Below are 23322 nucleotides of genomic sequence, written 5' to 3'. Positions count from 1 at the left end.
TTAAAGGAGGGTGAAGCTCATGGCAGCTCCAATTACGGAAATCCATAACCCTATAACAGAGGAAGAAATAAAGCTACAAAAACTCGAAGAACTAAAAACGCTTGTCACCAACAATGAGGATGTGTTGAACAATATGTTTAAAATCCTCGGTGAACTTAATGAATCAGGTGTCCTTGAAGCTGCGAATTCCATGCTTCAAGGAAAAGAACAAATTGCAAAAATCGCTCTTCAACAAGTCACAAGACAACCTGTAACCAATTTAATCAATACCCTTATGGGAGCAACAGGAGCTTTGATGAACGCTGATGCCGCACAATCTACAAAACTACTTAACAGTGCACTAGCAGGAGTCGATGAAGCCAACAAATTCCTACAGACCGATAAGAAAATTGGTGTAATGAATTTAATGAAAACATTAAATGACCCAGATATAAATCGAGCAATCGGTTTTGGCATCCATTTCCTAAAAGGAATGGGTAAGGAACTAAAAGAATAGATTTAGAACCTTTTTTACAAGTGACTATCCCTAAAAGTCAGCTTTCTCTCAACAAATAGATTAAGACTTAAAAGAAGTTCATCCTTCTTTTGAGTCTTTTTTCTATCATGCACGACGATATTGAAAACAAAAGGATGGATGAAATGCTAACACATGAAAAAGTCATGGATGCTTTGAAACATGTCGAAGATCCTGAATTGCATAAAAGTATTGTAGAGTTGAATATGGTTAGAAATATCAAAATCGACGGAACCCATATCCAGTTAGAAGTAGTCTTAACCATTCAAGGTTGTCCTTTAAAAGCGAAAATTCAGGAAGATATTGAAAACTCGCTAAAAGCCATTGGTGCTTCAACTGTGTCTTTACAATTTGGCTCGATGACTAAAGAAGAACGAGAAGCCTTGACGAAATTACTAAAAAGCAATGCAACCACTGAAACGGGTATGCCTAATATGCTTCGCCCTGATTCAGGTGTGACCTTCATTGCCGTTACAAGCGGGAAAGGAGGAGTTGGAAAATCAACTGTTACGATTAATCTCGCAGTCTCTTTAGCACGAATGGGCAAACGTGTGGGCATTTTAGATGCTGATATATATGGCTTCAGTGTCCCTGCAATGATGGCGATTAGCCAAAAACCAACGATGATTGACCAAACCGTCATTCCCGTTGTCAGTCATGGTGTGAAGGTCATGTCCATGGGATTTTTTGCAGCAGATGATAATCCTGTTATGTGGCGGGGACCTATGCTTAATAAATGGATAAAAAACTTCCTTGTGAACACGCATTGGGGAGAACTGGATTACCTGCTGCTTGATTTACCTCCTGGAACTGGAGACGTAGCCATCGACGTAGCGGCAATGATCCCTCAAGCTAAGGAAATCGTTGTAACCACTCCACATAACGTCGCCTCTTTTGTCGCTTCAAGAGCAGGTGCAATGGCCAAACATACTAAACATGAAATCTTGGGTGTCATCGAAAACATGGCATATTTTGAAGAACAGGACGGATCGAGGAATTACCTGTTTGGAAAAGGCGGCGGGGCCATTTTGGCACAACGACTTGAAACTGAAGTAATCTCTACCATCCCATTCTCAAACCGCAAAGAAAATAACGACGCCTCTGTCTTTGATGAAGAATCGTACGTTGGAGAAACCTTTACATCTTTAGCAGAAGATATTATCAATCAAGCATAATTGAACAGAGGTTGACTCTTAAGAGTCGTCCTCTTTTTTTACTCATTAAAAGACAAGCTGTATACTCTCCCCTTATTCGCCCCCCTACTTGTTAGATTCAATGATTGCAATATTCTCGTAGCACTAGCAGAAGATGAAACAAGTAAAAACTCCCTCAATTGACGATTGATTTATAGTCGAGAGTTATAGCGGATACACTTCCGGAACTTGTTAATGGAATGAATAAGACGAGAATTTACTCAATTTTGCCGATATAGAGCGGCAAACCCTTGCGAGGGGCAGGTCCTCTCCTTTGTCTATTAAACCTTGCACAGGAGCAGGAGCACCTGGAAGAATTCAGAATAAAACTTTCCAAATACTTTGCCTGTAAAATCCGGTTTCTGTTCTAACCCCGATTGTAAGAATGAGGAATTATCAACTTTACGCTATTTCTCTAGAGTGTATTTTTAATAATGGACCCTTTATTTGCGTTACCGTTTGTTCAAAAGAAGTAATTATCTTATAAAAATTCGACCTATATGGAATTTAATTCGATAGTTATTCCTTTTTATATCACATATAATAAAACGAAAAAGAGCAATTAGCTCATATTTGCTCTTTCCATACAAAAATAGCCATATTTAGTCAGTAAGGAGATAAAAATATGAATGTTGTACATATTTGTTTTGGTGATTCTGCTTATGGGAGTTTAAAAAACATTTTTCAAAAAAGTAATGAACACCAAAACCAACAAATTATTTGTATTAATGAAGATTTTTCAATAGGTCCTATTTATAAATTAGAATCTATTGAAGGGCTACACGAAAGAAAACAATGGATGAAAGAAGTGTTAACAAAAACAGGACCAACCTCAGATACAGACTACTTAGATTGGATTGAAACAATCCTTAAAAGTAATTCACGAATCGCAATTGAAGTTCCGAGTAATAGCAGAGTAATCTTATGGCATGGTGACAATACTTCTGATGAAATCGGTTTAAGATTTGTATTATTTTTACTTCAAAATAAACATATTCAATTTGAAGAGGTCGATGTTACAGAGTACAGCCACCATATAGAATACAAAGTACGTGACTTACAGGACAAAGAAATTTCATATGTGATAAGAAGTTTAGGTGAAATGCCTCCAAAACTGATTTCAGATGCTCTACAAATGAAAAAAAGCATGTCTCATATAAAAATTAAAGATTTAATAAGTGACTGGAAAAAATGGTCTCAAACGAAAGACGTATTAAGAATATTATTAGATGGAAAACTAGTAGCTGTATCTGAAGATTATTATGATGGATCTATCTTAAAAAATATTTCAAATGAATATCAAAGTGCAGCCCGAGTTGTTGGAGAAGTAATGGGGGAAAGTGACCAATGTATTGGTGATACGTATTTAGCTTTCCGAATATACCAATTGATTCAGCAACAAAAATTAAGTTATCAAGGAAATCTGGGATCTTTAGGAAAATTGAAGATTCGATTATCTTAAATAGTAGAACTTAAAGAAGATGACCCCTGTTAAATACAGGAAATCATCTTCTTTGTGCTGCATGCTTATAGATTGTTGTTATTCGTTCTGGCTTCGATTAACATTCTAGTAAAGCATTAGGCGGTATGTGTTTAATATTGCTGAAAAAACTAAGTTCAAGATAAGAATCTTTTGTTAATTTGTATTTGTCCCTCCGCCATTCAATCCTTCTTTAATCAGCTCGTTGACTTTACTGTTCCAGAGCATTCCCACGTGGTCTACACCGCTAATTTGAACGTTTTTCGCTCCCTGAAGTATTGAAAGCGAAGTGGGTACAACATAGTCGTTGGTACTGTAAATCGAAGTATAACGGATTTTACGGGTAGGATCTGTACCTACGGGAGCTTTCGATGTTACAAATTTGTTTGGAGAACCCAACGTTACCACATCGTTTACCTTGCTTCCGCCGCCATTGAGGAGAATATAAGTCAGGGTATTGATGCCTCCCGCGCTGTGTCCAATAATATCAACCTTACTCTTTCCTGTTTTCTTTAACACTTCATCTACATAAGGAGCTAGCTGTCTTGCATTATTCAAGCTATTACCCGATTTATCCACCATTTCGATGGCATACAGTTCATTATCGGACCAGCCTTGTGCTTTCAGGTAGTTCTTAATGCTGTTAAAGTTTCCGCTATTACCGCCGGCTCCGTGAATGAAGATAACTGGATCATGGCTGTTTGTCTGTGCTTTGGAATCAGAAGGCTGAATAGTAACAACAGAAAAAATAATGGCCATGCATGCAATTATTGAAAGTAGCAATCTCTTATTTTTCATTATTTCCCTCCTATGTGTTTGTCTGCTTTTTTGTTACGTTAATTGTCATACATTTTGGAGGGTGAAACAACCGGCAACTTTTTGTAACACTGGTTACTGCTGGTATTTAACTGGTAAATAAGAGAAAAACTACTTCGCCTATGGCCCTGTAAAATACAGAAATCATCTTTTTTGTGCCGCCTAGTCCTTTTTTCAAATAACCTTTACAAAGGGGACACTTCATTTAAATTTATCCTTTATACTTTTGAACAAATGGTAATATTTTCTATTATTATTTATATGCAAATAAGGGTAACAGCCCTAATTGACCATTGTTTTCTTTCTTCTTGTAGCGTCAGGAAAATGCGGATTTACAACGTTAAGGAAATGCCAATATAAAAAGCCCAATTTCTCAGCATTAAAATTGAGGAATTGGGCTTTTTTCGTTACTTGTTCCTACTTTACACTCTTACTTGTAAGAGAATAACTTTAATGGTCCTTTTAATTTTCATCATTTACGGATTCCAATGTTTATTAATAATATGGATGAATGATTTAGAATCATTGCACTTTGTACATTAAATAAATTTGATTTGCAATATAATCTGAACTAAAATGAAGCCCCTTCGTTATCCACCACATGATGATGCCTACCAATGAAGCTGTTTTAATATCAACCGCGACATAGTCAGCAGGTAAATCCTTTTTGGTATTCTTTCTTCTTGTTTCTACTAGTTGCTTTAAAAATAAAAACAATTGCTCCTCAAATTGATTCATTTTAAATATAATAAGTAAATAATTTCGATGGATATATAAATAATCAAGAAATTGTGTTAGCTTTTGTTTTTCTGATAAATCTTTTGCATGTATTAAATCAACAATTTTATTAGAAAGCTCATTTGAAATCTCGTTGGTGATTTGCGTTAGTAAATCTTGAATATCTTGATAATGTAAGTAAAATGTTGTCCGATTTAATTCTGCTTTGGCTGCGACTTTCTGAACCGTTAAGTTTGAAATGGCGGGGTCCTCACATAAAAGAGAAAAGACGGCATTTTTAAACATTTCTCTTGAACGAATTGTACGAGGATCTTCTTTTTTAGGTGTAGACATTTTTAACCCCCTTATAGATTTTCCTTTTACTTTCTCAACATCATATATGTTTTATGTCGAGTAGTGAACATTTTTAAAAAAACTGTTCATGGTCAAAGAATATATATCTTGTTACTATTGATTTTATCGACACGGTGTCGATAATTCAAGTCTAGAATAAAGGAGTTTATGAATGCAGAAGGAAATAGCGGAAAAAAATAAAAAAATCTTATTAATGGTCCTGATTGCTGGCTGTTTTTTATCAACATTAAATCAAACACTATTAAATGTAGCAATGAGTAATTTTATGGAGGTATTTCATGTTACGGCTGCAACTGTACAATGGCTATCAACAGGCTTTATGCTCGTAAACGGTATTTTAGTGCCGATTACTGCGTTTTTAATGAAACGTTTTACAACAAGGCAGCTGTTTATTAGCTCGATGTTCTTTTTGTTCATGGGGACTGTGCTATGTGCCTGTGCCATGAACTTTAGCATTCTGTTAACAGGAAGAATGATTCAAGCAATTGGGGCAGGAATTATTATGCCACTAATGATGACGGTTATTTTGTATTTATACCCTAGTGAAAAGCGTGGAAGTATTATGGGAACTATCGGCTTTGCCATAATTTTTGCCCCAGCCATCGCTCCAACAATATCTGGCTTTATCATTGAATATGTATCATGGAGATGGCTATTTATTGGATTAGCTCCAATAGTATTAATCGTCATTATTCTGGCTTTTAAATATTTAATGAATGTTGCAGACACAACAAAAGCAAAATTAGATATCGTAAGTGTCATTTTATCAACGATTGGCTTTGGTTGTATTTTATTTGGCTTTAGTAGTGCAGGAAGCAAAGGATGGGCACATCCAGTTGTTATTACAACAATCATCATCGGAATAATCGTTACAACTCTATTCTGTTTACGTCAAATAAAGTCTAACGATCCATTATTAAATTTATCCGTATTTAAGTATAAAATTTTCACTCTTACATCAGTCATTAACATACTCATTACGATGATTATGTATGCCGATCTAATTCTTTTACCAATTTACTTGCAAAATGGACGAGGTTTTACCGCATTTGAATCAGGTCTACTTCTATTACCTGGAGCCGTGATTAATGCCTTCTTATCACCTATCACAGGTAAAATGTATGATAAATACGGGGCGAAGCCACTCTTTATTACAGGTTTAGTATTTATCATTATTTCGATGTGGGGTGCAATTGATTTGACCGAATCCACAACTTATATGTATTTAATGGTTCGTACCATTATTTTACGAATTGGATTAAGTTTCATTTCGATGCCTTTAAATACAGCAGGGTTGAATGCTTTACCCAGAGAATTGGGTTCACATGGTTCAGCAGTAAATAATACCATTCGCCAATTAGCAGGTGCTATAGGAACAGCAGTTATCATCACAGTGTATACAATTCAAGCAACTTCGCATGCTTCTCAGTTATCCATTGAAAATGGAGACATTTCAGCTATACAACTAGCGAAATTATCTTCTATCTTCAGCTCAAGTGACGCCTATGTATTTATGTTATTCGTATCTTTTGTAGCATTAATTTTTGCATGTTTAATGCCTAAAAAAGTAGCCATTCAAAAATACGAAAGTGAATCACATAACTAAAACAGTCAACATTATTATTTAGTGTATTTAAAATGAAAGCATATCTGAGAAATCTCAGATATGCTTTGTTATTTTTTAGATATTACAATTCCATATAATTCATCTCGGAGTAGGTAATTTTAATGGTGACTTTTTACATCATATATCTACTTTAGGATGGGATCATATTAATTTACGGAATTAATTCAGAGAAAATGATCACCCTAGATTCTTTAAAGACCATTAAAACTTTCTTAATGTTGTAAATCCGCATTTTCCTGACGCTATCCTAATAAGTGTTGCTTTATTATAAATGATCAATCTTTATTTTAAATAATCTAACTTTGTTTTAAATGATCAATCTTTTTTATAAAACCACAATAAGTGAGTTAACGTTAACTTTGTGGAAGCATATTATTGCACAACAAAAAAGGAAGCATAACCCTGCATTTTATGAAAAGTTACGCTTCCTGTTATATAAAAATAAAAAACCACCAATATATGTATTGGTGGAGACGGTGGGAGTCGAACCCACGTCCAGACATAACGGCACTTAAGCTTCTACGAGTGTAGTCGATATATTCGCATTTCGCGAACTCATTAGCCTATCGACAGGCGGCAGAGCAGCTAGTCTGATTGGTCTCTTCCTTCATCCTCAGACGGTGGATTCCGGCGTATCCCACTTAGAGTGAGTCCCTTACCCTACCACGTGGGCCATGGAGGGAGGAACAGCTATCGACTGTTGTTACGCAGCGAAAGCTAGGTTGTTGTTTTGTTTGCCAGTTATAGGCGTTGACGTTTTAACGAGGCCGATCCCCTCGACTCGCAACTTAAGCTCGAACTATCCCTGTCGAATCCGTAACGTCCCCATGATTAAAATGGAGCGTACGAGAAAAGAATAGTCAGCAAGTTGTGCTGATATTCAGTTGTCATCGGTACAGGATTAATTATAACAGATTCATTAAAAAAATCAATTGTAAGGTCTTGGCAGTTCTACATCTTTTGTCTGTCGCGGAAAGCACGTTCAATATCACGTTTCGCTTCCTTCTTCTTCAGGTCTTCACGCTTGTCATATTGTTTCTTCCCTTTACCCAGCCCAATTAAAACCTTGGCAAAGCCATTTTTCAAATACATTTTCAAGGGTACAATTGTGTATCCTGTTTCTTTCGTTTCCCCGATAAGCTTATTAATTTCCTTTTTGTGCAGGAGAAGTTTTCGTGTCCGTAATGGATCATGATTGTAACGGTTTCCTTGCTCATAAGGACTGACATGCATGTTATGTAGATACAATTCGCCGTTTTCAATTTTGGCAAAGGAATCCTTTAAATTGGCTTTTCCGGCCCGAATCGATTTGATTTCTGTCCCTTGCAAAACAATTCCTGCTTCAAAGGTATCTTCAATAAAGAAATCATGAAATGCTTTTTTATTTTGTGCTAATTGCTTCCCTGAGCCTTTTGGCATCTAACTCTCCCCTTTATCATCCAATCAGGGAGAGGATGACTGGATCATCCTCTCTCCTCAATCTTATCTCTTTTTAGGTTTTCTTTTGCGCTTAGCAGCTGGCGCATTTTCAAAGAATTTTTTCTTCTTTTTCGGTTTTCTTTCTGAAGAAGACGAATCACTATTGCGATTGCCTCCACGGCTTCCGCCTTTGCTTTCGTTACGGCCCGAATTACCACCGCGGCCTCGTTTACGCTCACCTGAATTAGCCTTGAATATTTTCTTCTCCCCAGAAGGACGAGGACGGCTAACTTTCATGCCGATAATTTCAAAATCAATGGCCCGTTCCTCTTTATTCACGTTGGAAACACGTATGTCTATCTCATCGCCAATCCGGAATACCTTACCTGTTCGTTCCCCGATCATCGCAAGCTGACGCTCATCAAAACGGTAATAATCATCCGTCATAAAGCTTACATGAACAAGCCCCTCAATGGTATTCGGCAGCTCAACAAACATCCCGAAGTTCGTAACAGATCCAATGATACCAGTGTATTCTTCACCAATTTTATCAAGCATGTACTCTGCTTTCTTCAAATCATCGGTTTCCCGCTCAGCATCGACTGACCGACGTTCGCGCTTCGACGTATGATCGGCAATCTCAGGTAAAATGGCATTCCACTTTTCCTTGGTAGCTTGATCTAGTTTACCCTCCACCAAATAGGTCCGAATTAAACGATGCACGATTAAATCCGGGTAACGGCGTATCGGTGATGTGAAATGGGTATAAAACTCAGCTGATAAGCCAAAGTGGCCCAAACTCTCCGGATCATATTTAGCCTGTTGCATTGAACGAAGCATTACCGTTGAAATAACCGTTTCTTCCGGTTTTCCAGCAACAGCCTCAATGATTTCCTGTAAAGCCTTTGGATGAACATCATTGGCCGATCCTCGAACAATATATCCGAAGTTCGTAATGAATTCAAAGAAGCGCTGCAGTTTTTCAGGTTTCGGATCCTCGTGAATACGGTAAATGAAAGGTACATCGAGACGATGGAAATGCTCTGCAACAGCTTCGTTAGCTGCAAGCATGAACTCTTCAATCAGCTTTTCCGCAACTGATCTTTCACGTAATACAACTTCAGTCGGATGTCCTTCTTCATCCACAATGACTCTCGCTTCATTAAAATCAAAGTCGATTGCACCGCGGTTCATCCGCTTTTTACGAAGAATGGCCGCTAACTTCTCCATGTCCTGGAACATAGGTACCAGCGCTTCATATCGTTCGAGTTGTTCTTCATCTTTGTCCACAAGAATTTTGTTCACATTGCCATAAGTCATTCGTTCCGTCGTTTTAATGACACTTTCAAAAATTTCATGATTGACGACATCGCCATTTGGCGTGATTTCCATTTCACACGATAGTGTAAAACGATCAACTTGAGGGTTCAAAGAACAAATCCCATTCGATAAGCGATGCGGAATCATAGGAATAACCCTGTCCACCAAATAAACGCTCGTACCTCTTTCAAGAGCTTCCTTATCGATCGGTGAACCTTCCTTCACATAATGGCTTACGTCAGCAATATGTACACCCAACTTGTAATTGCCATTTTCAAGTTTAGAAACCGTAACAGCATCATCCAAGTCCTTCGCATCCGCTCCATCTATCGTTACTAATACATCATTACGCAAATCCCTGCGGTTGCCAATTTCACTTTCTTCAATGGTATCCGAAACGGCATTAGCTTGCTCCATGACTTCTTCAGGGAACTCCATTGGCAAACCATATTTATGAATTACTGACAGAATATCCACGCCAGGGTCATTCTTATGCCCAAGAATTTCAATGACTTCTCCTTCTGCACTTACACGTCCTTCAGGATAAGAAGTCAGCTTAACTACAACCTTATGACCCTCTACCGCTCCATGAGAGGCATGCTGTGGAATGAAAATATCATTCGCAATTTTTTTATCATCTGGGATGACAAAACCAAAACTTTTACTCTCGGAGTATGTACCGACTACTTGTGTAATTCCGCGTTCAAGTATTCTAATAACTGTACCTTCTTGTCTTGAGCCGGATGTTTCTGAAGAAACACGGACCATGACGATATCTCCATGCATTGCTGTACCTGTTTCATTTGGCGGAATGAAAATATCATCCATTCCTGGATTATCTTCAGGTGTAACAAATGCGAAGCCCTTAGCATGTCCTGTTAATTTACCGCGAAATAAGTTCATTTTTTGCGGCAGACCGTAACGATTGCTTCTCGTTCTGACTACCAATCCCTTTTCTTCCATCTTAACTAGCGCCTTCACGAAATTCTTGAAGTCTGCTGAGTCTTCGATTTTTAGAGCCTCTTCAAGTTCTTGTACTGTTAACGGCTTATACGCTTCGTCTGTCATATACGTCAGAAGCTTATTTATGTGTTCTTGAATGTTATCTTCCATAAAACCCCTCCTATTCAGGGTATGATAATTTTGTTATTCGGACCAATCCAGACTTTCTAAAAATTCAAATACATCTTCATGCAACTGGTTACGTTCTTTATCAAGGGTTATGACATGACCGGATTCTTCATACCACTTGATTTGTTTAACAGGTGATTCGATAGCTTCATAAATAATATCGGCACTTTTTGGATTGATTACATCATCATGCCGACCCTGCACGACAAATGTCGGCGTGTAGATATGATCGACGTGCTCTCGTACATCAGTTATCAATTCCTGAAGAGCTTTCAATGTATTCATAGGTTTGTCAGCAAAGCGGTCCATTTCCTGCTCTATTTGTTCTTGTGTTTTCCCTTCGTACTTCTTAAATTCTCTGGCGTACTCCAATACTCCTTTATACATCATTTCTTCACTTTTAATATACATAGGCGCACACATTGATACGATACCCTTTATAGGTACAGTGTAACCTAATTTCAGAGAAAATACGCCTCCTAATGAGAGTCCAGCAACAGCAATTTCTTCATGGCCTTTGCTTTTTAAAAAATCATAGGCCATCATGACATCTTTCCACCAATCAGCAGGACCCGTTTTTACCAATTCCTCTGGTGGCACACCATGTCCTTTATAGTGTGGAGCATGACAGGTGTATCCCTGTTTCTCCAAGTATCGGCCAAGCATACGTACATCTGCAGAATTTCCCGTAAATCCGTGTAAAAGTAAGACAGCTCTTTTTCCGCCTTCAAAAGTAAAGGGCTGTTGCAGCTTGATTTTCATGATTATAAGCTCCTTTATTTGTAAATAGCATCCAAAAAAATTTCTGTATTTTATCATTAAGTGCTAAAATTACTATATCTATACATACAACTATAGTGCAAAGAAAAAAGCCTAGCTATTTAGCTAGACTCATTTTTGATCCATTACACATCAAAGAATGCAACAAGTAAAGTTAAAGCAAAGAATAAAACAGCTAATACTATCGTTGCCCGATGTAAAATTAGGTCTAAGCCGCGTGCTTTTTGTTTTCCGAATAACTGCTCAGCACCACCGGCAATCGCACCTGATAAACCTGCACTTTTTCCTGATTGAAGCAATACCGTCACAATAAGAGCGATACTAACAATCACTAAAAGCGTTATGAGAATTGCATGCATGCAATTACACCTCCTGAAGGACCAATACAATTAATTTAACTTTACCACACCCAATAAATATCTACAATCTTTGTTATGATTTTATGGTAAGAACTTCTAAACATTTATAGTCATTGATTTCTTTTTGAATCAAAGTTTGAGATAATTTACATAAAGAGAAGAAAGAGGTGTCACCATGTTTAAGTCCATACTTCGGATTCTTGATCTCCTGACCATCCTATTCTCGGCGGTTGCCGGTTATTCTTTATGGACAGGCGGTAGCAACCTTATGAGTGTCCTGTTAATCATCCTATCACCGCTTTTATTGCTGCTTGCCAAGTATCACGGAAACCGTTACTTATTATTTGCTGCATATATCACGACAACTATTTATTTTACTGCTATTATTTATAATGGACTTTCCAATAGCAGTGTCGACTTTTTCCAATCAAGCTTTCATGTACTTCTAATTGGGGCAGCAGCTGTTTTACTGAGTATCGTAGCCGCAGTTATTGGGTTTGGAACTAATACCCTTACGATTCTCTGGCTATCGCTACACGCCCTAGTCACATTTGAGACAATCAGAATGTCATCTGGTTTCCTTTCGCACTTTTGGTCTACACCAGTCGTGGAAGCCGCAGTCCGTAATGATTATCCTTTTTTGTTGATGGTAGTCTGGATTGGATTATTTCTGGATAAATATCAGAGTGAATTAACAAGGGACTATTTATCCCGGTAATATTGTAAAAACTTTATCTTTGGAAATCTTATTTTAAAAGCAAGGGGCCTTTCATATGTTAAAACCTATATTTGCAGCAACTGCTCTTTCAACTTTTATTCTATTAGCTGGATGTTCATTCGACCTATCCAACGATGATAAAAAAGAGCAAAAAGAAGAACAGCCGATCTCCCAAGATACGGAGACAGAAACTAATGAGAAAAGTGATTCAAATGAATCGGCCCAACGCCAGGTAGAAGTCGATACGACTGTTAAACCCGCACAGAAAGGGCTTCAGACATTGGCCGAACCGGAAAGCATACCTGTCCTTGTCAATAAACAATACAGTCTGCCGGAAGATTACAAACCTGACGATCTTTTCTATCCAAAAGTAGATTTCATCTTTCAAGATAAAATTGAAAAAAGAATGATGCGAAAAGAAGCAGGAGAAGCTCTTGAAAAAATGTTCCAAGCTGCTGAAAAAGAAAACATGCATTTAGCTGGCGTCTCTGCCTACCGCTCACACCAAACACAAATCTCTATCTTTAATAACTATGTGAAAAGAGACGGGGAAGAAAAAGCTAAAACCTACAGTGCTCTGCCCGGAACAAGCGAGCATGAAACAGGTCTAGCTATTGATGTTACGACCCATGATGGTGCATGCGCTGCTCAAGACTGCTTCGGCGACACAAATGAAGCTACCTGGCTGGCCGAACACGCCCATGAATACGGATATATTATCCGCTATCCAAAAGGCAAGGAAAGCATCACAGGCTATAAATACGAACCATGGCACATCCGCTATGTTGGTGTTGATACCGCTGCTGAAATTTTTGAAACCAATAGTACATTAGAAGAATTCTATAATGCAGTTCCCGTACAAGCTGTAACGGATAATTAAAAAAAGGTGCCCAGATGCGGCACCTTTTTTTGGATGAATTCGATTTAATCAAACGTTTGATTAAATCTATTTATCAGGCTTGAACCCAATGTTATTAAGGTTTTCATTAAAAAGCTGGCTCAGTATTATCGTCTTTCAACGAATTTTAGAGTCAGCCTTTTTTAGAAGATTACTTCTTCAAGTTATAGAAAGATTTCAAGCCGCAAGATCACCAAGCTGGTCTTCAATGTTGCATGTGATTTCATGAAATCCATCTAGTTCCCTTTGCCAAATCTATTACTGTCAATTGAAATAAAAAAGAAGAAGATTTTCATCTCCTACTTTATTAAGTAATCATCATTATACAAAAACTATATACGCGTCTCTTTTTCCATTTAACAAAGTCAAAATGTATTTAAAAACTTCATCAGGTTTAATATCTTTAATAGAAACATATATTAATGTGTCACCAAATTCTTTTTCCACTAGATAATATTCTTTCCAGCTATTTATTTCTATCATGAACTCCTTCAAAAATCCTTTATAAAATAAAAAACCTCCTATTTAAATGTGGATTACCACATTTAAATAGAAGGTCAAAAGCATTAATCTGTACTAATTAAATCTGCTTCTCGTCAGAAGCGGACTTCAAAATGATTACTTCTTCAAGTTATAGAAAGATTTCAAGCCACCATATACAGCCAAGTCACCAAGCTGGTCTTCGATGCGAAGAAGTTGGTTGTATTTAGCGATACGGTCTGTACGAGACATAGATCCGGTTTTGATTTGCCCTGCGTTTGTTGCAACAGCGATGTCAGCGATTGTAGCATCTTCTGTTTCACCTGAACGGTGGGAAACGACTGCAGTGTAACCAGCGCGTTTTGCCATTTCGATCGCATCAAACGTTTCAGTTAGTGTACCAATTTGGTTCACTTTGATCAGGATGGAGTTGCCGATGCCTTTTTCGATGCCTTCAGCCAATTTTTTCGTGTTAGTTACAAATAAATCGTCACCCACTAATTGAACTTTTGAACCTATGCGTTCAGTTAGAAGTTTGTGTCCATCCCAGTCATTTTCATCCAAGCCGTCTTCAATAGAAAGAATCGGGAATTCATTAACTAGCTCTTCATAGAAAGCAACCATTTCTTCGGATGTTACTCCATTGCGGCCTTCGCCTGCAAGATCGTATTTGCCTGTTTCTTTGTTATAGAATTCAGATGAAGCTACGTCCATACCAAGGTAGATATCTTCGCCAGCTTTGTAGCCTGCTTTTTCAATTGCCTCGATAATGACTTGTAACGCTTCACGGTTTGAACCAAGGTTTGGCGCAAATCCTCCTTCATCACCAACAGCCGTGTTCAGGCCTTTAGCAGAAAGAACAGATTTTAAGGCATGGAATACTTCAGCACCCATACGAACTGCTTCTTTGAAGCTAGGAGCACCGACAGGAAGAATCATAAATTCCTGGAAGTCGACATTGTTATCGGCATGTGATCCACCGTTAATGATGTTCATCATTGGAGTTGGAAGTTGTTTCGCATTGAACCCTCCAAGGTAACGATACAATGGTAAACCGGAAAATTCCGCAGCAGCATGGGCTGCAGCCATTGATACACCAAGGATTGCATTTGCTCCCAAGTTTCCTTTGTTTTCTGTACCATCTAGTTCAATCATGGTAAGGTCAAGGCCTGCTTGGTTTGTTACATCCAAACCGATGACAGCTTCAGCAATGATCTCATTTACATTATCAACTGCTTTTTGTACCCCTTTACCCAGGTAACGAGATTTATCTCCGTCACGAAGCTCAACTGCTTCGTGTTCTCCTGTGGAAGCACCTGATGGTACAATTGCTCGTCCGAAGTATCCGGACTCTGTTTGGATTTCTACTTCTACTGTTGGATTACCACGAGAATCTAGCACTTCGCGTGCATATACATGTTCGATGTACGGCATTATAAATCTCTCCTTTTCCAATTCACAATTTTATTTAGATAATAGGGATTTCCCTGTCATTTCAACAGGTTTTTCGACTCCAAGCAAATCAAGCATCGTTGGAGCTAAATCACCTAGGATACCACCTGTTCTTAATGTTACCTGATTTTTAGTGATAATGACAGGCACAGGATTTGTTGTATGGGCTGTCATGGGGTTGCCTTCAAGCGTTACAACTTCATCAGCATTCCCATGGTCAGCGGTTATGATTGCTGTTCCGCCTTTTGAGACGATTAGATCGACAATTTTACCTAGGCACTCATCCACGGTTTCAATCGCTTTAATAGTCGGCTCCAGCATCCCTGAATGGCCGACCATATCCGGGTTGGCAAAATTCAAAAGAATAGCATCAAAGCGGTCCGCCTCAATTTGTTCCAACAACGCATCCGTCACTTCATAAGCACTCATTTCTGGCTTTAAATCATATGTAGCAACTTTCGGAGAATTAATTAAAATTCTCTCTTCTCCAGGAAACTTCTCTTCACGTCCGCCGCTCATGAAAAATGTCACATGAGGATACTTTTCAGTTTCAGCAATGCGAAGCTGGGTTAGTTGATTTTGAGAAAGTACTTCCCCTAATGTATTATCAAGATTTGTTGGCTTAAAAGCAACATATCCGTCAACTGTTTCTGAAAAATGTGTCAAGCAGACAAAATGCAGGTTATTCGGATGACCAGGACCACGGTCAAATGATCGAAAATCCTTATTCGTAAACGTATTTGAAATCTGAATTGCCCGGTCTGGACGGAAGTTATAAAAAATAACCGCATCATCATCTTTTATTGTCGCTACCGGTTTCCCATCTTCCGCTGTAATGACTGAAGGTATCACGAACTCATCAAAAATACCATGTTCGTAAGAGTCTTCTACACATTCCATCGCAGAAGGGTAAGCAGGTCCATCACCGTACACCATTGAACGATAGGATTTTTCCACACGCTCCCAGCGTTTATCACGGTCCATGGAATAATATCGTCCGGATATGGTCGCGAACTGACCAACACCAATTTCCTTCATTTTCGCTTCCGCATCCTTAATATAACCTTGTGCCGTTTTCGGTCCAACATCCCGTCCATCTAAAAATGCATGAACATATACGTTTTTAACTCCTTCTTTAGCCGCCAATTTCAGCAGGGCATACATATGTTCAATATGACTGTGCACACCGCCATCTGAAAGGAGACCAAAAAGATGAAGGTCTGTACCTTTTTTCTTGGTATGGTTCATGGCATCAAGAAAAGTTTGGTTTTCTGCAAACTCTCCTTCACGAATTGCTAGGTTCACCCGGGTCAGACTTTGATAAACGATCCGTCCGGCCCCTATATTCAAGTGACCCACTTCAGAGTTCCCCATTTGACCAGCAGGCAAGCCGACAGCTTCCCCGCTTGCAGTTAAATGGGAATGCGGATACTGGTCCCAATAACGATCAAAGTTCGGTTTTTTTGCATGAAAAACAGCATTTCCTTCTTCTACATTGCGGCAGCCAAAACCGTCTAAGATGATAAGTGCCACAGGCGACTTACTCATAGTGACCAGCCTCCAGCAATTGTAAAAAGGAATCAGTTTTCAAGCTTGCCCCGCCTACCAATGCACCGTCAATATCAGGCTGTGCCATGTACTCTTTGATATTCTCAGGCTTCACACTGCCGCCGTACTGAATGCGGATGGCTGCCGCTGCTTCGTTAGAAAACTTATCAGCAACAACTGAGCGGATATGTGCACAAACTTCATTTGCATCCTGAGCAGATGAAGATTTCCCTGTTCCAATCGCCCAAATCGGCTCATAAGCAATAACGGCTTGTTTCAATTGGTCATCAGATAGCCCCGCAAGGCCTTTTTCAATCTGGCTACCAACGAAATCATTCGTTTCTCCAGCTTCCCTCTGCTCTAGTGTTTCACCACAACAAATGATAGGTGTTAACTGATTTGCAAAAGCAGCGTGAGCTTTTTTATTTACGGCTTCATCCGTTTCATTGAACATTTCCCGGCGTTCAGAATGACCAAGAATGACATATGATACACCAAGATCAGCCAAAGCAATTGGACTGATTTCTCCTGTGAAGGCACCACTCTCTTCAAAGTGCATGTTTTGCGCCCCGATTTTCACATCGGTTCCTTTTGCTGCTTGAACAAGTTGATCCAAAAATAAAGCTGGAGCACATACAACTGAATCGATTAAATCTTGCTTCGGAATCAAATTGCTCACTTCTTCTAAAAAGGCAGTCGCTTCAGATAGTGTTTTATTCATTTTCCAGTTTCCTGCAATAATCGGTTTTCGCATTTGGTTTCTCATCCCTTCTAAAGTTGATATTTTTAACGGTTCACTCTTATTTATCGTTCAAGGCTACTACTCCAGGAAGCTCTTTGCCTTCCATGAACTCAAGAGAAGCACCGCCACCAGTTGATATATGGGACATCTTTTCTGCTAAGCCAAACTTTTCAGCAGCTGCAGCAGAATCCCCTCCGCCTACAATGCTGTAAGTATCTTTTGCTTCCGCCAATGCTTCAGCAACAGTTCTCGTTCCATTCGCAAATTTATCGAATTCAAATACACCCATTGGTCCATTCCAAATTACTAGCTTAGAGCCCTTGATTACATCTGCAAATAATTCACTTGTTTTAGGTCCAATATCAAGCGCCATTTTATCATTTGGGATAGCATCAATATCGACATTCTGGGCTTGTGCATCAGGTGAAAATTCTGCTGCTACAACAGCATCAATTGGCAAATGCAGTTGTACGCCTTTTTCTTTCGCACTCTCAATGAAAGATTTAGCCAGCTCGATTTTGTCTTCTTCTAATAAAGAATTACCGATTTCATGACCTTGTGCTTTAATAAATGTATAACCTAATCCACCACCAATAATCAAGTGATCGACATTTTCCAACAGGTTCTCGATAACACCTATTTTATCCTTTACCTTTGCTCCCCCAATTATAGCTGTAAAAGGACGTTCTGGATTGGATAGAGCTTTTCCTAATACCGCAAGCTCTTTTTCCATTAACAATCCAGCAACAGCAGGAAGATGATGGGCTATCCCTTCCGTTGAAGCATGTGCACGGTGCGCAGCTCCGAATGCATCATTTACATAAACATCAGCCAATGCAGCAAATGACTTCGCTAATTCAGGATCGTTCTTCTCCTCACCAGGATAGAAACGAACGTTTTCCAATAATAGAATCTCGCCATTTCCCATGTTATCAATGATTGATTGAACTGACTCCCCGTAAGCTTCTTCAGCCTTTTGTACATCTTTGCCACTAAGTTCACTTAGTCTTTCCGCAACAGGAGCTAGGCGTAATTCTTCAACAACTTGTCCCTTTGGACGACCAAGGTGGCTGGCTAAAATAACTTTAGCACCTTGTTCTGTCAGATAGGAAATCGTCGGCAGTGCAGCTTTGATTCTCGTATCATCCGAAATCTTTCCGTCCTGCATCGGAACGTTGAAATCAACACGGCAAAATACGCGTTTCCCCTTTAATTCAATATCTCTAATCGACTTTTTATTCATAATCCAAGAACCCCCTTAGATATTGTTAACATATTTTTGATTCTTTTAGTCAAAAAGGGAGAGGGTAAATATCCCAACTCCCCTTTTCTCTTTTTCATTATAGTCGGTTTCCAGGAAATTATCCAAAAACAAGAAATGTAAACGCTTGACTGTTTAATGACTTACTAATAATATCATCTTCTGCCAAGTTTTTTTAGAGGTGTTATTAAAAAAACCTCACCTTGGTGAGGTTTTTTTAATATTCTAATTACAATCCTTTTTTAGCCAAATAGTCGATTAAATCTACAACACGGCTAGAATATCCTGTTTCATTATCATACCAAGATAATACTTTTACCATGTTTCCTTCCATTACCATCGTGGAAAGAGCATCAATTGTAGAAGATGATGCGTTACCGTTATAGTCTCCTGATACTAGAGGAAGTTCGCTGTAATCAAGAATTCCTTTTAGTTCTCCTTCTGATGCCTTTTTAAATGCTGCATTTACTTCTTCAGCTGTTACATCTTTTTCAAGCTCTGCAACAAGGTCGACTACAGATACGTTTGGAGTAGGTACACGCATTGCCATACCATTCAATTTCCCTTTAAGTTCAGGAAGTACAAGTGCAACAGCTTTTGCTGCCCCAGTTGTTGTAGGAATGATATTTTCAGCCGCTGCACGTGCTCGACGATAATCTTTATGAGGCAAATCAAGGATTTGCTGATCATTTGTATAAGAGTGAACTGTAGTCATCATACCGCGTTTAATTCCGAATTGTTCATGAAGCACTTTAGCAAATGGAGCTAAACAGTTCGTCGTACAAGAAGCATTTGAAATAACGTGGTGGTTTTCTGCATCATATTTGTCTTCGTTTACACCCATAACGATCGTGATATCTTCATCAGATGCAGGAGCTGAAATAATAACTTTTTTCGCGCCAGCTTCTAAATGTTTAGCAGCATCGGAACGTTTTGTAAAACGTCCTGTAGATTCTACAACTACTTCTACTCCTAGTTCTCCCCATGCTAACTGTGCAGGATCACGTTCAGCCAATACTTTAACTTTATGGCCATCAACAACTAAGTAATCCCCATCCACTGTTACTTTTTCATTAAGAGAGCCATGAATTGAATCATATTGCAGAAGGTGCGCTAACATATTAGCATCTGTTAAGTCGTTAATAGCTACAATATCTACCTCAGGATTACTCAATGCTGCCCGAAATACATTACGTCCAATACGTCCAAAACCATTAATTCCAACTTTTACTGTCATGAAAAATTCCTCCTTTTAAGTTCGCAAATATATTAAGGGGTATAATTCCCCTGAATTAACTCTTGTGCTGCCGCTTCATCCGTGATTAAAACCGTCGATGAAGGTGCGCCTTTCATATATGAACGGATTGCTTTTGCTTTAGTTTTCCCACCTGCTACAGTAATCACTCGCTTTTCAGGGCTAAGATCATCTAATTGAATGCCGACAGTCAAAACTTTATGAACAACTTTTCCGTTTTCATCGTAATAATAACCGAATGCTTCTCCTACAGCATTTCCATCAATCAGCTTCTTTAGCATTTCTGGTGTAGAATTTCTTCTTTTAGCCATTGCCAAAGCATCACCAATTCCATGGATAATCATATCGGCTGACTTGATTTGGGAAATAACTTCTTTAATTGCAGGTTCTTTCATAAAGGAAGCATATACCTCACCGCTTAATTGATCAGGTACATATAACACTCGGTACGAGGCATGCGTCTTATGTGCCATTTTCTCTACAATGGTATTAGCTTGATTCTGTACAGCTTCACCAATTCCGCCGCGAGCAGGGACAAATGTCAATTTCCTTGACGCTGCATCAGGTGACAAAGAATTAGCTACTTCGGCCATTGTTGATCCACCTGTAACAGCAATGGTATTCTTTGATTCCCACTCTTGTTTCATACGGTTTGCACATGCTTTGCCCAATTCTTTTTTTACCCATGGAATTTCATCACAATTACCAGAGACTATGATGACTTCATCAACTTGTAATATGTCCTGCAACTTCCGTTCCATTATGTCTATACCCATTACTTCACGCATTATTCCTTCTAACTTATCCAGGATCTCCATCCCTTCATCAGTGAGAGTCATTCCAGAACTGAATATATTTATCAGGTTCTGACTTTTCAGAAAATCAACCTCACCTCTTAGCGTCCGCTCCGTCAAATTAAGGCTAACTGCCAGACTTCGCCTTCCAACTGGCTGCATCATTTTGATATAACGCAGGATATCATATCTTTTTTGCATAACCATAAGGAAATCAGGTAATAATTTTCTTTGTACCTCGAGTAATGTACGCATGTTTAAAACTCCTAAAAGTTAAAGTTGGACACTTTATGTCCCGTATAGTCATTTAATGTCCCACTTAAAACAAAAAAATATTCCTGCTACATATTTTATTCTAGCAGGAACGGAATGTTTCTTCAAATGATTTGAAAAATTATTTTTCCACAAGCCTATTTAAAGCTGATTTATCAACATTTCCGAATTGAATTATATTACCTTTCCATTCTATAACAGGAATCATAAGCCCGAACTTTTCAAGTAAAGCATCATCAGAATAGATATCAATTTCCGTATATACTATACCTGATTCAAATTTAATCTCTTCAAGAATCTGTTTGGCCTTTTCACATAATGGACATTTTTCCCTGCTGTATAAAACAAACACATTTGATTCCAAATTACTCATCCTTTTCAATCATATCTTTTTCGTTTAGATGAAGAAGGAATCCCTAATTGTTCCCGGTATTTGGCCACAGTTCGACGTGCCAGAATAATTCCATTCTCCTCTTTTAATCGTTCAGCCAAGTCCTGGTCAGAAAGCGGCTTTTGTTTATTTTCACTATTGATCGCTGCCTGGAGGCTTTTTTTTGCTTGCATGCCCGACATATCTTCATCAAGGCCGACAGATTGTAAAGAAGTAGTGAAAAATATCCGCATCTCTATCGTACCAAATGGTGTCTGCACGTATTTCCCTTTAACAGCCCGGCTTACTGTGGACTCATGTATGCCAAGCTCGTCGGCGATTTCTTTCATGGTCATCGGCTTTAAATAATTTAAACCGTGATGAAAGCAAGCTGGCTGTTTTTCGACTATACACTGAATAACCTTCAATATAGTCTCTTTTCTCTGTTGAATCCCTCTTGAGATCCATTGGTATTCTTGCCACTTATCCTGGATAAAACGTTGCACTCCCTGGTCCTTATGACTCTTCATTCTGTTTAAATACCCTTTATCCACATTAAGATTAGGTGTGTTACCATCATAATTCCCGACAAGCAGGATTCCGTCACGAACTTCCACGACTACATCCGGCACAATATAGGATGGTTTTTCCTGAAAAAAGAGTGAAGCAGGACGCGGATTCAATGTCTGGACATAATCAAAAACTTCTTGAATCTCCTTCATTGTAGCGCCAATTTTTTTACTTAAGTCTTTCCACCGCTTTTCAGCAAAATCGAGGAAATGGTTTTCTATGATCGATTCTGCCAGCAGATTCACACCTTCTGCTTTTACCTGAAGTAAAAGACATTCTTGAAGATTCCTCGCTGCAAGCCCATGCGGCTCGAGTTGCTGTAAAAGTCGTAGGCTCTCTTCTAAAACGACTGAAGATATCCCCGGAACACATATATCTTCCAGCTGGATTCGCAAGTAACCGTTTTCATCAAGGTTATGAATTAAGAGCAACATCGCCTTCTGCTGCTCACCAGAAAGTTGCTGGTGATTCACTTGCGACATGACATGCTGTTCAAGTGAAAGGGTATCTTCACTGATTTGTTCAATCCAATAATTAGCATCATACGTATTTTTAAGAGTTCGTTTACCCTTTTTCCGGTCAAGGGTTGGCTGAAACAAAGCAGATGTTGGCTGATCTAGGGACAGTAATGGATTTTCCACCATTTTATTTTCTAAAAAAGCGGAAAGCTCTTGTGCGGAGTACTGCAACAATGTAATAGCTTGCATCAGCTCCTGGGTCATTGCCATTTTTAATGTTTGCTGTTGAAAAAGTCCTGCTTTCATATTCATACTCATCGATTCATCCCTCCCCTATTTCATTTTACATTATCAGGAGAAAATTCTACACAAAAACCCATGAAAACGCTTACGTTTTTTTCTGAATAGTGTATTTGTTTTAAATACTATATGTCAGGAATGCGATTTTCACAACTACTTTTATTGAGAAATCAACATTTTCTAAGGGTAATGACTATTTTTTTCCAAAATAGGGTGATATTACAGGATTCGGTGGAAATTTACGGAAATCGATTAAATTCATCAAAAATCGCTAGGAGCCGTCGGATGCCTTCACTTAAAAATAACAAATAAAAAATCCCCCACTTAATTAAGCAGGAGATTGGTAATGCCCTCGGCAGGAATCGAACCTGCATTTCAAGCTTCGGAGGCTTGCGTTCTATCCGTTGCACTACGAGGGCGAAATAGAAGATCATTTACTATATTTTTTCGACAGACTTCATTATATGATAGA

Annotated in this window: 20 protein-coding genes, 1 tRNA gene and 1 other RNA gene; 6 read left to right on the top strand and 16 right to left on the bottom strand. The window is 38.6% G+C overall.

The annotated features are described in order from the left end of the window. Positions 1–19 precede the first annotated feature (19 nt). The 3 genes from JFU24_RS18340 (at position 20) to JFU24_RS18330 (ending at position 3169) form a co-directional block, all read left to right on the top strand. Complete coding sequence (locus JFU24_RS18340) at positions 20–496, top strand: DUF1641 domain-containing protein (protein WP_053348631.1); 477 nt, start codon at positions 20–22, stop codon at positions 494–496. A 143-nt stretch (positions 497–639) separates the two neighbouring features. Next, the gene (locus JFU24_RS18335; protein ID WP_201250269.1) at positions 640–1689 is read left to right on the top strand and encodes a P-loop NTPase; all 1050 of its coding nucleotides are present in this window, start codon (positions 640–642) and stop codon (positions 1687–1689) included. A 643-nt stretch (positions 1690–2332) separates the two neighbouring features. Then, on the top strand, positions 2333–3169 hold the full coding sequence (locus JFU24_RS18330) for a DUF1835 domain-containing protein (protein ID WP_201250268.1): 837 nt from the start codon (positions 2333–2335) through the stop codon (positions 3167–3169). A gap of 174 nt (positions 3170–3343) precedes the next feature. Here JFU24_RS18330 and JFU24_RS18325 read toward each other — a convergent pair whose 3' ends face one another. Continuing rightward, positions 3344–3985, bottom strand: coding sequence for an esterase/lipase family protein (locus JFU24_RS18325; protein ID WP_201187299.1), 642 nt, complete (start codon positions 3983–3985; stop codon positions 3344–3346). Between the two features lie 540 nt (positions 3986–4525). Next, complete coding sequence (locus JFU24_RS18320; RefSeq protein ID WP_201222673.1) at positions 4526–5074, bottom strand: TetR/AcrR family transcriptional regulator; 549 nt, start codon at positions 5072–5074, stop codon at positions 4526–4528. A 172-nt stretch (positions 5075–5246) separates the two neighbouring features. On the opposite strand from JFU24_RS18320, the gene JFU24_RS18315 reads away from it, so the two are divergent. Beyond that, entirely contained in the window at positions 5247–6701 is a 1455-nt protein-coding gene (locus JFU24_RS18315; protein WP_201250267.1) for a DHA2 family efflux MFS transporter permease subunit, read from the top strand. 486 nt (positions 6702–7187) lie between these two features. Here JFU24_RS18315 and ssrA read toward each other — a convergent pair. From ssrA to secG, 5 genes are all read right to left on the bottom strand, one after another. Then, positions 7188–7549: a transfer-messenger RNA gene (gene ssrA / locus JFU24_RS18310) on the bottom strand. 124 nt (positions 7550–7673) lie between these two features. After that, positions 7674–8141, bottom strand: a complete 468-nt coding sequence (gene smpB / locus JFU24_RS18305) for an SsrA-binding protein SmpB (protein WP_053348626.1) — start codon at positions 8139–8141, stop codon at positions 7674–7676. Positions 8142–8204: 63 nt separating this feature from the next. Next, positions 8205–10574 (bottom strand): ribonuclease R, encoded by a 2370-nt coding sequence (rnr, locus tag JFU24_RS18300; protein WP_057215845.1) that lies wholly within the window; start codon positions 10572–10574, stop codon positions 8205–8207. A gap of 33 nt (positions 10575–10607) precedes the next feature. Continuing rightward, a complete protein-coding gene (locus JFU24_RS18295; protein ID WP_056524536.1) occupies positions 10608–11354 on the bottom strand; it encodes an alpha/beta hydrolase in 747 nt (248 codons plus the stop codon). A gap of 143 nt (positions 11355–11497) precedes the next feature. Further along, the gene (gene secG / locus JFU24_RS18290; RefSeq protein ID WP_053348623.1) at positions 11498–11731 is read right to left on the bottom strand and encodes a preprotein translocase subunit SecG; all 234 of its coding nucleotides are present in this window, start codon (positions 11729–11731) and stop codon (positions 11498–11500) included. 175 nt (positions 11732–11906) lie between these two features. Here secG and JFU24_RS18285 point away from each other — a divergent pair, with 175 nt between their 5' ends. Continuing rightward, positions 11907–12449, top strand: coding sequence for a hypothetical protein (locus JFU24_RS18285; protein WP_201187305.1), 543 nt, complete (start codon positions 11907–11909; stop codon positions 12447–12449). 55 nt (positions 12450–12504) lie between these two features. Next, positions 12505–13329, top strand: a complete 825-nt coding sequence (locus JFU24_RS18280) for a M15 family metallopeptidase (RefSeq protein WP_201187307.1) — start codon at positions 12505–12507, stop codon at positions 13327–13329. A 636-nt stretch (positions 13330–13965) separates the two neighbouring features. Here JFU24_RS18280 and eno read toward each other — a convergent pair. The 9 genes from eno to JFU24_RS18235 form a co-directional block, all read right to left on the bottom strand. Beyond that, the gene (gene eno / locus JFU24_RS18275; protein WP_053348619.1) at positions 13966–15261 is read right to left on the bottom strand and encodes a phosphopyruvate hydratase; all 1296 of its coding nucleotides are present in this window, start codon (positions 15259–15261) and stop codon (positions 13966–13968) included. Positions 15262–15291: 30 nt separating this feature from the next. Then, positions 15292–16827 carry a 2,3-bisphosphoglycerate-independent phosphoglycerate mutase gene (gene gpmI, locus JFU24_RS18270; protein ID WP_201250266.1) on the bottom strand — a complete coding sequence of 512 codons (1536 nt, stop codon included), beginning with the start codon at positions 16825–16827 and terminating at the stop codon, positions 15292–15294. Further along, positions 16820–17581: a triose-phosphate isomerase gene (tpiA, locus tag JFU24_RS18265; protein WP_201188120.1), complete on the bottom strand. Its 762-nt coding sequence runs from the start codon at positions 17579–17581 to the stop codon at positions 16820–16822. Before tpiA ends, gpmI begins: the two co-directional genes overlap by 8 nt. A 46-nt stretch (positions 17582–17627) precedes the next feature. Further along, positions 17628–18812 (bottom strand): phosphoglycerate kinase, encoded by a 1185-nt coding sequence (locus tag JFU24_RS18260; RefSeq protein ID WP_201187311.1) that lies wholly within the window; start codon positions 18810–18812, stop codon positions 17628–17630. 247 nt (positions 18813–19059) lie between these two features. Continuing rightward, complete coding sequence (gene gap / locus JFU24_RS18255; RefSeq protein WP_201187312.1) at positions 19060–20067, bottom strand: type I glyceraldehyde-3-phosphate dehydrogenase; 1008 nt, start codon at positions 20065–20067, stop codon at positions 19060–19062. A 32-nt stretch (positions 20068–20099) separates the two neighbouring features. After that, complete coding sequence (locus JFU24_RS18250; RefSeq protein WP_201187315.1) at positions 20100–21134, bottom strand: sugar-binding transcriptional regulator; 1035 nt, start codon at positions 21132–21134, stop codon at positions 20100–20102. Positions 21135–21273: 139 nt separating this feature from the next. Next, the gene (locus tag JFU24_RS18245) at positions 21274–21516 is read right to left on the bottom strand and encodes a glutaredoxin family protein (protein ID WP_235566054.1); all 243 of its coding nucleotides are present in this window, start codon (positions 21514–21516) and stop codon (positions 21274–21276) included. 14 nt (positions 21517–21530) lie between these two features. Continuing rightward, positions 21531–22868: an RNA polymerase factor sigma-54 gene (gene rpoN, locus JFU24_RS18240; RefSeq protein WP_242485359.1), complete on the bottom strand. Its 1338-nt coding sequence runs from the start codon at positions 22866–22868 to the stop codon at positions 21531–21533. Between the two features lie 329 nt (positions 22869–23197). After that, a tRNA-Arg gene (locus tag JFU24_RS18235) sits at positions 23198–23269 on the bottom strand. Positions 23270–23322 lie beyond the last annotated feature (53 nt).

The sequence above is a fragment of the Peribacillus sp. TH27 genome (assembly GCF_016650915.1).
In the GTDB taxonomy this organism is placed as follows: Bacteria; Bacillota; Bacilli; order Bacillales; family DSM-1321; genus Peribacillus; species Peribacillus butanolivorans.
The sequence above is the reverse complement of the archived record's forward strand: the minus strand, read 5'-3'. Positions and strand labels throughout refer to the sequence as shown.

Excerpts from the sequence above, each read along its gene's own strand:
- gap (WP_201187312.1), bottom strand. The coding sequence starts at position 20,067 with ATGACAGTAAAAGTTGGAATTAATGGTTTTGGACGTATTGGACGTAAT.
- smpB (WP_053348626.1), bottom strand. The coding sequence starts at position 8,141 with ATGCCAAAAGGCTCAGGGAAGCAATTAGCACAAAATAAAAAAGCATTT.
- JFU24_RS18285 (WP_201187305.1), top strand. The coding sequence starts at position 11,907 with ATGTTTAAGTCCATACTTCGGATTCTTGATCTCCTGACCATCCTATTC.
- JFU24_RS18280 (WP_201187307.1), top strand. The coding sequence starts at position 12,505 with ATGTTAAAACCTATATTTGCAGCAACTGCTCTTTCAACTTTTATTCTA.
- JFU24_RS18295 (WP_056524536.1), bottom strand. The coding sequence starts at position 11,354 with ATGAAAATCAAGCTGCAACAGCCCTTTACTTTTGAAGGCGGAAAAAGA.
- JFU24_RS18250 (WP_201187315.1), bottom strand. The coding sequence starts at position 21,134 with ATGCGTACATTACTCGAGGTACAAAGAAAATTATTACCTGATTTCCTT.
- rpoN (WP_242485359.1), bottom strand. The coding sequence starts at position 22,868 with ATGAGTATGAATATGAAAGCAGGACTTTTTCAACAGCAAACATTAAAA.
- gpmI (WP_201250266.1), bottom strand. The coding sequence starts at position 16,827 with ATGAGTAAGTCGCCTGTGGCACTTATCATCTTAGACGGTTTTGGCTGC.
- secG (WP_053348623.1), bottom strand. The coding sequence starts at position 11,731 with ATGCATGCAATTCTCATAACGCTTTTAGTGATTGTTAGTATCGCTCTT.
- rnr (WP_057215845.1), bottom strand. The coding sequence starts at position 10,574 with ATGGAAGATAACATTCAAGAACACATAAATAAGCTTCTGACGTATATG.
- JFU24_RS18320 (WP_201222673.1), bottom strand. The coding sequence starts at position 5,074 with ATGTCTACACCTAAAAAAGAAGATCCTCGTACAATTCGTTCAAGAGAA.
- JFU24_RS18330 (WP_201250268.1), top strand. The coding sequence starts at position 2,333 with ATGAATGTTGTACATATTTGTTTTGGTGATTCTGCTTATGGGAGTTTA.
- JFU24_RS18325 (WP_201187299.1), bottom strand. The coding sequence starts at position 3,985 with ATGAAAAATAAGAGATTGCTACTTTCAATAATTGCATGCATGGCCATT.
- JFU24_RS18340 (WP_053348631.1), top strand. The coding sequence starts at position 20 with ATGGCAGCTCCAATTACGGAAATCCATAACCCTATAACAGAGGAAGAA.
- eno (WP_053348619.1), bottom strand. The coding sequence starts at position 15,261 with ATGCCGTACATCGAACATGTATATGCACGCGAAGTGCTAGATTCTCGT.
- JFU24_RS18315 (WP_201250267.1), top strand. The coding sequence starts at position 5,247 with ATGCAGAAGGAAATAGCGGAAAAAAATAAAAAAATCTTATTAATGGTC.
- JFU24_RS18260 (WP_201187311.1), bottom strand. The coding sequence starts at position 18,812 with ATGAATAAAAAGTCGATTAGAGATATTGAATTAAAGGGGAAACGCGTA.
- JFU24_RS18335 (WP_201250269.1), top strand. The coding sequence starts at position 640 with ATGCTAACACATGAAAAAGTCATGGATGCTTTGAAACATGTCGAAGAT.
- tpiA (WP_201188120.1), bottom strand. The coding sequence starts at position 17,581 with ATGCGAAAACCGATTATTGCAGGAAACTGGAAAATGAATAAAACACTA.